Origin of the sequence: Dermacoccus sp. Ellin185 (assembly GCF_000152185.1) — a bacterium.
GTDB lineage: Bacteria > Actinomycetota > Actinomycetes > Actinomycetales > Dermatophilaceae > Dermacoccus > Dermacoccus nishinomiyaensis.
Genome location: NZ_AEIQ01000064.1, coordinates 130473 through 138649, shown reverse-complemented (window position 1 = coordinate 138649; position 8177 = coordinate 130473). Strand labels below are relative to the sequence as shown.

Genomic DNA, 8177 nt, shown 5'->3' with positions numbered 1-8177 from the left:
GCATCTAGGCGCAAAGAGAGAGGACGTCAGACGGCGACGTTCTCCTCGAGTTCCTCCTCGGTCTCGGGGTCGAGCTCGTCGCGCTCGTCCTGATGCGCCTGCTCGGCGTGGCGTCCGACGGGGCTGGACGCAGCTTCCTCGAGCTCACGGGCTCGCGCAACACGTCGCTGTTCGACCGCGCATCCGGCTGCGAGACAGAGCAACCCGACGACCAACCAACCGAACAGGATGGTGAGCGGACCGGCGATCGAGGCGTCCGGGAAGTAGATGATGCGACGCAGCGCCTCGACGAAGCCGGAGCCGATCCAGAAGTCGTGCAGCCAACCGAAGAAGCTCGGCTGCATGACGGGCGCGAACACGCCGCCGGACGAGGTGAAGTTGAGCGCGACGAAGATCGCCGAGTACAGCAGCGTCGCAAACCGTCCGACGATCGGGTGCAGGCCGACACCGACCGTCAGCACGCCGGCTGTGTAGAGCAGCGACAGCGCCCACGTTGCGAGCACGTGCCCACCGAACATGTCGTAACCCCACGCCGCGATCGCGAGTTCGATCGTCGAGATGACGACGGCGGCGCCGGCGGCGAGGGCGATGCGCTGGGCGAATGGGCGGCTCGCAGCCGCCGCGCCGATGGCGATCGACGTGGCGTACGCGGCGACCGTCAGGGCGACGAGGAAGAAGAAACCGTTCTGGCCGGCGGGGTCGTCCTCGGTGAGGGGCGCGACGTCCTTGACGGTCAGCGCATCGTGCTGCTTCTCCGCGACGGGGCGGAACATCTTCTCGACGACGGACTTCGTCGTGTCGGACGCGCCACCGGCGGTGAGCAGTTCGGCCTTGCCGTCACCGGGGACGTAGGCCGCGGAGATCTTCAGGTGCTTCAGCTGATCCGTGGCCTGCTCGGGCGTCGCGATCGTGCGGACGTCCGCCTCGTCGCCGAACGCGTCCTGCACCTTGGCCGCCAGCGGGCCGGCCTGCTGAGCCTGACCGACGACGGCGACGGGCACGTGGTGGGGCGACGGCTTGTGGAAACCACCGAGGTAGGCGGCGCACATGATGAGGCCCATGAGGATTGGAACGATGACGTGCGACAAGATCGTCCTCATCGGGGCCTGCGCGGTTGGCGGATGCGCGGTGGACATCTCTTCCCTTCGTTTAATTAGGTTATCTATATTTAATCGTACACCTGACTGCGAGGTGTGCGCGAGCTGTGGGGCCGGCGTCACATCGAATCGTTCCGAGGGCCTACCCGGTCAAACCGTTCTGCGTTTTCGCCGATCGCGGCCTGAGCCATCCGCGACAATGGCACGGTGACTGCGCACTTCGAATCCGTCGACGACGTCCGCGACCGCCTCGCCGAGGCCGGCTACCTCGCGAGCGACGCCATCGCGACGACCGTCTTCCTCGCTGATGCCCTCGGCAAGCCCCTGCTCGTCGAGGGGCCGGCCGGCGTCGGCAAGACCGAGCTGGCGAAGGCGGTGGCGGCGGCATTGTCCGGCGCGACGGGCACAGACGCCGACCTCGTGAGGCTGCAGTGCTATGAGGGCATCGACGAGGCCCGCGCCCTCTATGAGTGGAACCACGCCAAGCAGCTCCTGCGCATCACCGCCAACACCGCTCTGGCACAGGCGTCTTCGTCGGGCGCGGCCGCGTCCACATCGACCACGAACAGCGCCGCGGACGCTCAGCCGGACGCCTCCAGCCCCGCCGGCTCGCCATCGGGCGGCGCCGCCCACGACTGGGACGAGCTTGCCACCGACATCTTCACCGACGACTTCCTCCTGACGCGTCCGCTGCTGCGCGCCATCCGCAACACGCAGCCGACGGTGCTTCTCATCGACGAACTCGACAAGGCCGACGTCGAGGTCGAGGGCCTCCTGCTCGAGGTGCTGAGCGACTTTCAGGTGACGGTGCCCGAACTCGGCACGATCAGTGCGACGCAGCGACCGTTCGTCGTGCTGACGTCGAACGCCGCCCGCGACCTGTCGGAGGCGCTGCGTCGACGCTGCCTGTTCCTGCACATCGACTACCCGACGCCGGCGCTCGAGCAGCGCATCGTCGAACTCAAGGTGCCGGGTCTCGACGCGGCGCTCGTCGAATCCGTCGTGCGACTCGTGCACCGACTGCGCCAGATGCCACTGCGCAAGGCACCGAGCGTCGCCGAGACCGTCGACTGGGCGCGCACCCTCATCGCCCTCGGAGCCGACGGCACGGGCGATCTCGACGCGACGGTGCTGCGCGCCAACCTCGGCGTGCTGCTCAAGCACCAGGACGACATCGAACGCGCCTCCACGCTGCTCAAGCTCGATGCCTGACGACGCCGTCATCCCCGCCGGCGCGGGTGCGCCGGGCGCCGGGCGGCGAGCTGCGCACTCGGACACCGCGGGCTACGGACCGCGCGCGTCCGTGACGTCATCCGCCGGCCCGGGCATCGCGTCTGCGGGCGTGCTGCAGCGTCGACTCGTGTCGTTGGCGAACGCGTTGCGGCGCCACGGCGTCGTCGTCGGCACGAGCGACGTCATCGACGCGGGGCGCATCGTCACCGCTCTCGGGCTCGACGATCGCGAGCGTCTGCGCGAGGGTCTCGCGTCGGCGTTCATGCGACGCGGCGAGCAGCGGCGCGTGTTCGACGAGTTGTTCGACCTCTACTTTCCCGCCGCCCTGGGCGCGCGCACGCGCCTGACGGACCTCGAAGAGGACGGCGCCGCAGACAAATCCGGTGCTCACCCCGACGGCGAGCCCGAACCCGACTCGCTCGACGCACTCGACGACTTCGACCCCCTGACGGCGGACGCCGCGGCCCTGCGCGAGCGCGCCAGGGCGCTGCAGGAGATCCTCGCGCAGGCTCTCGCCGCTCAGGACGAGCGGGCGTTGAACGCCCTCGCAGCCACCGTCGTCACGGAGTTCGGCGTGCTGCGGCGCGAGGGTGAGAACGGGTTCAGCGCGAACCAGGCGATCGAGCAGTTCCAGCCGAACCTCGCCATCGCGCGCGCATCCGAGCTCATGCAGCAGGGCCCAGAAGCCGGCGGTTCTGACGGCGGCACGGCCGGTGGCAGCTCGGGCGGCGGGGGTGGTGGTAGCGGTCAGGCGATGGGTGCCGATCAAGGGTGGCAGCCGGAGCGCTTCACGCCGCGGCTCGATCGTGACGACGCCCGCGAGCGCGTCGCCGCGTTCCGGCGCCGTGTCGAGACCGAGACGCGGCGACGCAACGCGGAGATCCGTGGTGTCGAACGGCTGGCGGAGCACGCCGTCACGACGCCGCTCGAGCGTCGCGCATTCAGCCAGACGTATGCCGTCGATGCCGCGGAGATGCGGCGCGTCGTCGACCCTCTCGCCCGCAAGCTCGCAGCGCGGATGGCGGCCAAGCGGCGCCGCGCGTCACATGGGCGCATCGACATCCGGCGGACGCTGCGGGCGTCGATGTCGACGGGCGGCGTACCGATCGAGCCGGTGTTCACGCATCACGCGCCGAACCGTTCGGAGCTCGTCATCCTCGCCGACATGTCGAGTTCGGTCGCCGGGTTCAGCCGGTTCACGATCCTGCTCATGCAGGCGATGCAGGCGCAGTTCGCGCGCGTGCGCGTCTTCGGGTTCGTCAACACCGTCGACGAGCTGACCGCGGTCGTCAAGGAGGTCGGGCGCGACGGCGACCTCGTCGAAGCGCTCAAGGGCAACCGGCGCATGACGCGCGGGCACCGCAACAGCGACTACGGCCAGACGTTCGCCGACTTCGTCGAACACCACCTCGACGCGGTGACGCCGCGTGCCACCGTCCTCATCCTCGGCGACGCGCGCACGAACAACACCGACCCGCGCTACGACGCGCTGCGCACCATCGCGCAGCAGGCGAGGCACGCGATGTGGCTCAACCCGGAAGCCGAATCACAGTGGGGCCAGGGCGATTCCGTCGCACACCGATACGCCGCCATCGTCGACATGCACGAGGTACGCACCATCACCGATCTGCGGGAGTTCGTCGCCCGCGCCTTGTGACACCCGTGCCCCTCGAGTGCCGCCACGCCGACGACGTGCCATTACCTGCACGAGAAATGTGCAGCTGCCCCAGGATTGTTCAGCACATTCCTGGGGCAGCTGCACAGAAGTCGGGCAGCTGACGACGCACCATCAGCACCCTCGGCCACGACCTACTCGATGAAGCCCTCGCTCTTCAACCACTCCTCGGCGACCTTGCCGGGATCTTTGCCCTCGACGTCGACGCGGGCGTTGAGATCGATGAGGGTGTCGTTGTCGAGCTTCTTCACGACCGGTTCGAGGATCTGCGCGATCTGCGGATACGTGTCGTAGATCGTCGTCTTGACCACGGGCGAGACGTTGTAGTTGGGGAAGAAGTGCTTGCTGTCGCTCATGACGTCGAGGTGGAGACTCTTGATCCGCCCGTCCGTCGTGAAGACCTCACCCAAGTTGCAGACCTTCTGGTCGATCGCCGAGTAGATGGCGCCGGTGTCCATCTTGCGGATGTTGCCGGTCGGCACGTCCTTGCCGTACGTCATCCCGTACGCCTTGAGCATGGGTTGGAAGCCGTCGTTGCGGTTCGCGAACTCCGACTCGATGCAGAACGTGCGCTCGCCGACAGGCACCTTCTTGAGATCCGACAGATCCTTGAGCCCGTACTTCTTCGCGAAGTCCTGACGCATGCCCAGGCTGTACGTGTTGTTCATGGGCGCAGGTTCCAGCCAGGTGAACCCGTTCTTGGCGTCCTCCGCCTTCACGGCCTCGTACTGCTTGCGCGAATCAGCGATGGGGTCGGTCTTGCCCATGTAGGTGATCCACGCCGTGCCCGTGTACTCCATGATGAGCTGCACCTGCCCCGTCAGCTGCGCCTGGCGCGAGGCCGCAGAACCGGGGATGGCGGTGAAGTCTTTCACCTTCGCGCCGCCCGACTGCAGCATGATGACCGCGATCTTGCCGAGGATCTGCTGCTCGGTGAAGTCCTTGGAACCGACCGCGATGTCGAGCCCGTCGAGCTTCTTCACCGAGGCCAGGGGGCCCGCGAGCTTGGCACTCGTCGTCAGCCCGCCCGAGGTGCCGAGGCCGCAGGAACTCAGCGTCACGGCCGTCGTGACGGCGACGACGGCGCCCGTCGCTCGCCTCATTCGCTGGCGTGTCATCCGATCACATTCCCTTCGGCGTGAGCAGGGCTTCGAGCAGGCGCCCGGCCCATTCGAACGCGAGGGCGAGCAGCGCGATGAGGATGCCGCCGCTGACGAGCACGGGGTAGCGGAACAGCTTGATGCCGGTCGTGATGAGCTCGCCCAGGCCACCGGCGTTGATGAAGGCCGCGAACGAGGCCGTGCCCGCGACGAGCACGAGCGCGGTGCGCACGCCGGCCATGATGATGGGCGCAGCCAGGGGCATCTCGATGCGCAGGAGCGTCGCCATCTGGCTCATGCCCATGCCGCGTGCGGCTTCGACGAGCGTCTGGTCGACCTGCTGCAACCCCACCATGGTGTTGCGCAGCACCGGCAGGAACGCGTAGATCGCGAGCGCCAGCACCGCCGTCCAGAAGTCGAACGCGATCCACATCGCGAGCAGCACGATGAGGCCGATGACGGGCGTCGCCTGTCCCGCGTTCGCGATGGCGATGACGGGGCCGGAGAATCGCCGGAATCTCGGACGCGTCAGCAGCACTCCCAGCGGGATGGCGGTGACGAGCACCGCGACGGCAGCGGCCGCCGTCACCTTGAGGTGTTGCCAGAACAGGGTGCCGAGCAGGCTCCACTCGAGCTGGCGGGCCTCGATGTCGTCGAGGTCGGCGTTGAGGCGCCAGATCACCCAGCCACCGCCGACGAGCAGGATGAGGATGGGCAGGCCGACGATCATGCCGAACCGCTCACGCCCCAGGCGCTTCCTCATCGCTGCTCCCCCTCGTCGGCCTGAGCGTCGAAGTCCGTGGTCGAGGAGGTGTTGGCGACGACCGTCGAGCTCGCGTCAGCCTCTCCGTCGACGCGTTCGCTGAGTGCGGCCGCCTGCTCCTGCACCTGACGGATGTGCTCCATCACCTGCTGGAACGACGCGACGCCGCGGTACTCGCCGCGCCCGCCGGTGACGACGACGGCGCCGTGGCTCGAGGTGAGCATCGCGTCGAGGGCGTCGTTGAGGGTGGCACGCGAGTCGACGGTGATGAGGTTGACCCCACGGTTCTCGACCCGGGTGCCGCGCATCCGCTCGACGTTGATGAAGTCGACCGGGCGTCCGCGTTCGTCGAGCACGACGACGTTGGGGGAACCGCCACGCTGGGCGGCCTCGCGCGCCTCGGACGCGTCGGCTCCGACGGTGACGGTACCCAGCTGCGTCGCGCCGATCTCGTCGAGGCGTGTCAGCTGCAGCGACTTCAGCGCCGAACCCGAGCCGACGAAGTCCTCGACGAACTCGTTGGCCGGCGCCGCGAGGATGTTCTCGGGGGTGTCGTACTGCTCGATCCGCCCGCCCTCGGAGAGGATGAGGATGCGGTCGCCCAGCTTCAGTGCCTCGTCGATGTCGTGCGTGACGCAGATGATCGTCTTGCTCAGCTGGCGCTGGATGCTGAGCATCTCGTCCTGCAACCGCTGCCGGGTGATCGGGTCGACGGCGCCGAACGGCTCGTCCATGAGGATGACGGGTGGGTCGGCCGCCAGGCCACGGGCCACGCCGACGCGCTGCTGCTGCCCGCCCGACAGCTCGCGGGGGTAGCGGTCGCGGTAGCGCGCAGGGTCGAGACCGACCATGTCGAGCAGTTCGTCCGTGCGCGCGGCGATGCGCTTCTTGTCCCACTTGAGCAGCCCCGGCACGACGCCCACGTTGTCGGCGACGGTGAGGTGCGGGAACAGCGAGCCACCCTGGATGACGTAGCCGATCTTGCGGCGCAGGTCGTCGACCTTGTGGTTCTTGACGTCGTCACCGTCGATCGTGATGCGACCACTCGTCGGGTTGATGAGCCGGTTGATCATCTTGAGCGACGTCGTCTTGCCGCAGCCGGAGGGGCCGACGAACATGACCATCTCGCCGGCGGGGACGGTAAGGCTGAGGCCGCCGACGGCCGCCTTCGCCTGGCCCGGGTACTTCTTGACGACGTCGTCGAAGACGATCTCGGCGCCCGTGACGTCATGGCTGGCGGGCTGCTCGTTGACGGTCTCGGTGACGGGAGCGTCGTGGTCGGTGCGGAACAGATCAGGCACGGATACCCCTGGGAATCGTCAGTCGGCCGATGCCGACGAGAATGAGGTCGAGCACGAGGGCGAGGATGACGATGCCGATCGTGCCGACGAGGGCGAAGTTGATGGCGTTGACGCCACCGTTCTGAGACAGGCCGGTGAAGATGTAGCCGCCGAGACCTGGGCCGAGGGCGTAGGCGGCGATGGCCGCGACGCCGAACGACATCTGCGTCGAGGTGCGCACCCCCGCGAGGATGACGGGCCACGCGAGTGGCAGACGCACCTTGAGCAGCGTCGCCACCTTGCTCATGCCCATGCCGCGCGCGGACTCGAGCAGGTTCGCGTCGACAGCCTGCAGACCGACGACGGCGTTGCGCAGGATCGGTAGGACGGCGTAGAAGGTGACGGCGATGACCGACGGCACCGCACCGATGCCGACGAGCGGCAGCAGGATGCCGAGCAGCGCGAACGACGGCAACGTCAGGCCGATCGCCGAGAAGATGTTCGCGAAGCTCTCGAGCTTCTTGTTGCGGATGACGATGACGGCCAGGACGAGCGCGATGATCGTCGCGAGCAGCACGGATTGCACGACGAGCGACGTGTGCTGGTAGCTGCGGTAGGCGATGTCCTCCCACCGGTCGGCGATGAAATCCCACACAGGCCTCACCCTCCCTTCCTTGACGGTGACGCAGAGCGTCCTGGGCCGCCGTCATGGGCTGGAGAAGCCACACCCAGGCGGGCTGGATCGCCCGGATCACGCGGGCTGCAGTTCGCTTCAGCCTATGGGCAACCTCGGAAACACGAGCCGTTCGACGGCATTGTCAGGGTTGGACCGCGCCTCTTGACGCCGCCTCGACGCGTCGCCGTGCCGTGTGCTGACGGCGAATGCGGGGCGCAGGTAACGAATAGCTCACGATGCGCTGAATACGGCGAATCACCGTGCCGCCGGCGCGATCGGGCGGCGACACGGCTGTGCCTCGGCGCTGACCGATCGCTGCCTCTTCGACCCGATCCGGCGGTAGCGGCTTCGCG

7 protein-coding genes are annotated in these 8177 nt (G+C 68.0%); 2 read left to right on the top strand and 5 right to left on the bottom strand.

Annotation, left to right across the window (positions count from 1 at the left end; genetic code table 11):
- Positions 1 to 26: 26 nt before the first annotated feature.
- A complete protein-coding gene (locus tag HMPREF0321_RS06660; RefSeq protein ID WP_131941831.1) occupies positions 27 to 1088 on the bottom strand; it encodes a hypothetical protein in 1062 nt (353 codons plus the stop codon).
- A gap of 216 nt (positions 1089 to 1304) precedes the next feature.
- On the opposite strand from HMPREF0321_RS06660, the gene HMPREF0321_RS06655 reads away from it, so the two are divergent.
- Both HMPREF0321_RS06655 and HMPREF0321_RS06650 read left to right on the top strand, forming a co-directional pair.
- Positions 1305 to 2309, top strand: coding sequence for a MoxR family ATPase (locus HMPREF0321_RS06655; RefSeq protein ID WP_006945167.1), 1005 nt, complete (start codon positions 1305 to 1307; stop codon positions 2307 to 2309).
- Positions 2302 to 3987: a VWA domain-containing protein gene (locus HMPREF0321_RS06650; RefSeq protein ID WP_006945025.1), complete on the top strand. Its 1686-nt coding sequence runs from the start codon at positions 2302 to 2304 to the stop codon at positions 3985 to 3987. The genes HMPREF0321_RS06655 and HMPREF0321_RS06650 overlap by 8 nt, the downstream gene beginning before the upstream one ends.
- Positions 3988 to 4139: 152 nt before the next feature.
- Here HMPREF0321_RS06650 and HMPREF0321_RS06645 read toward each other — a convergent pair whose 3' ends face one another.
- From HMPREF0321_RS06645 to HMPREF0321_RS06630, 4 genes are read right to left on the bottom strand one after another with little or no spacing between them, the layout of a single operon-like run.
- Positions 4140 to 5108 (bottom strand): glycine betaine ABC transporter substrate-binding protein, encoded by a 969-nt coding sequence (locus HMPREF0321_RS06645; protein ID WP_006945181.1) that lies wholly within the window; start codon positions 5106 to 5108, stop codon positions 4140 to 4142.
- A 19-nt stretch (positions 5109 to 5127) separates the two neighbouring features.
- Entirely contained in the window at positions 5128 to 5868 is a 741-nt protein-coding gene (locus HMPREF0321_RS06640) for an ABC transporter permease (protein ID WP_006945175.1), read from the bottom strand.
- A complete protein-coding gene (locus HMPREF0321_RS06635) occupies positions 5865 to 7169 on the bottom strand; it encodes an ABC transporter ATP-binding protein (RefSeq protein ID WP_006945041.1) in 1305 nt (434 codons plus the stop codon). Before HMPREF0321_RS06635 ends, HMPREF0321_RS06640 begins: the two co-directional genes overlap by 4 nt.
- Positions 7162 to 7803 carry an ABC transporter permease gene (locus tag HMPREF0321_RS06630; protein ID WP_038569784.1) on the bottom strand — a complete coding sequence of 214 codons (642 nt, stop codon included), beginning with the start codon at positions 7801 to 7803 and terminating at the stop codon, positions 7162 to 7164. The genes HMPREF0321_RS06635 and HMPREF0321_RS06630 overlap by 8 nt, the downstream gene beginning before the upstream one ends.
- Between the last annotated feature and the right edge of the window lie 374 nt (positions 7804 to 8177).